We start from the raw sequence: 1,779 nt of genomic DNA on the forward strand, positions 1-1,779 counted from the left end.
CCGCATTGACGCTATCCACCGTGATATTTTTCGCCAAGGATAACGACACACCTTTCGCTGTCGTGTTGCTGACGATATTGCTATCACCTTCCACCGCTAATTCATCACCCAATGCATAGGTGTTGTTGGTCGTACCGTTACCGAACTTGATCCCTTTCGCGATTTCAGCCGCATTTTTGGTGATATTTGCCGTGTTGTTGGCAATATTACCCGCGTTCTTAGTAATGTTCGCCGTGTTATTCGACACATTCTGATTCGTTGCGTTTAACTGACTAAAGTTCACCGCGTCGTTATCAGACGTGCCCGCCGTAACGTTGGTGATCTTCGTGTTACCTGCGTCAATACCGCCGGAAGATACTTTGACGTTACCGGCGGTTAAGCCGCTGCTGTTTAATACCGTACCGCCAGCCGTCACGCTGCTTAAATTGATACTATCCGCCAAAGTCAGTTTCACACCACCGTCAATAGTTTCACTCACGATATTGGCGTTGCCGGAAGTCACATTCAAGGTATCGCCCAGCTGATACTGATTCGCTTTTGTACCATTACCAAATTTAATCCCTTTATCCACCGCACTTTTCGCTTCCACTCCTTTGGTGATGTTCGCTTTTGCCGCGTCGGATAAATCGACCGCATATTCCGTGACATTATTGTCTTTCGTTGTCGGCGTCACTTTCACTTCCGACGACGCATTCGTCACCGTTGACGCATTTGCGTGCACCGTATAAACAGTCTGCCCCTTATCGCCTTTGCTTTCCGTTACGCCGGCAATATTCGTACCCGCTTTCACTTCCGTTTTCGCTGCCGCAACAGAGGTATTTAACTGGCTTAAGTTCACCGCGTCGTTATCAGACGTACCCGCCGTAACATTGCTGATCTTCGTGTTACCTGCGTCAATACCGGTTGAAGATACTCTGACGTTACCTGCAGTCAAACCACTGCTGTTTAATACCGTACCGCCAGCCGTCACGCTGCTTAAATTGATACTATCCGCCAAAGTCAGTTTCACACCACCGTCAATGGTTTCGCTTATGATATTGGCGTTGCCGGAAGTCACATTCAAGGTATCGCCCAGCTGATACTGATTCGCTTTTGTCCCGTTACCGAACTTGATCCCTTTCGCAATTTCCGTCGCATTTTTGGTGATATTTGCCGTGTTGTTGGCAATATTGCCCGCGTTCTTAGTAATGTTCGCCGTATTATTCGATACATTCTGATTCGTTGCGTTTAACTGACTAAAGTTCACTGCGTCATTATCTTCGCTACCCGCCGTGACGTTGGTAATTTTCGTGTTACCTGCGTCAATACCGGTTGAAGATACTTTCACATTACCAGCAGTTAAGCCGGAACTATTTAAAATAGTACCGCCCGCATTCACGCTATCCACCGTGATATTTTTCGCTAAGGATAAAGACACGCCTTTCGCTGTCGTTGTACTGACGATATTGCTATCGCCTTCTACCGCCAATTCATCACCCAATGCATAGGTGTTGTTGGTCGTGCCGTTGCCGAATTTAATCCCTTTATCCACCGCACTTTTCGCGTCCACACCTTTTTGGATGTTGTCTTTCGTCGCTTGGTTTAAGTCAAAGCTGACCACACCGTTATCATTCACACTCGCCACGGTAGTCGTGCCGTTGGTGAAGTTAAAGCCCGTTGCTAGGCTCACCGCTTTCGCTTCGCCGCCGTTTGCTTTGTAGCTGATATTGGTTGCGCTCGCTAAGTTGTCCGTGTTCACGGATAACACCAAGTCGTCCGTGCCCACCAAACGATCCGTGC

Annotated in this window: 1 protein-coding gene; it reads right to left on the reverse strand. The window is 48.1% G+C overall.

The window, feature by feature from the left end; translation table 11 throughout:
- Positions 1-1,779, reverse strand: a 1,779-nt coding sequence (locus CVP04_RS11650) for a beta strand repeat-containing protein (protein ID WP_207761646.1), incomplete at both ends; no start/stop codon positions are given.

This window comes from Caviibacterium pharyngocola (assembly GCF_002795405.1).
GTDB classification, from domain to species: Bacteria; Pseudomonadota; Gammaproteobacteria; order Enterobacterales; family Pasteurellaceae; genus Caviibacterium; species Caviibacterium pharyngocola.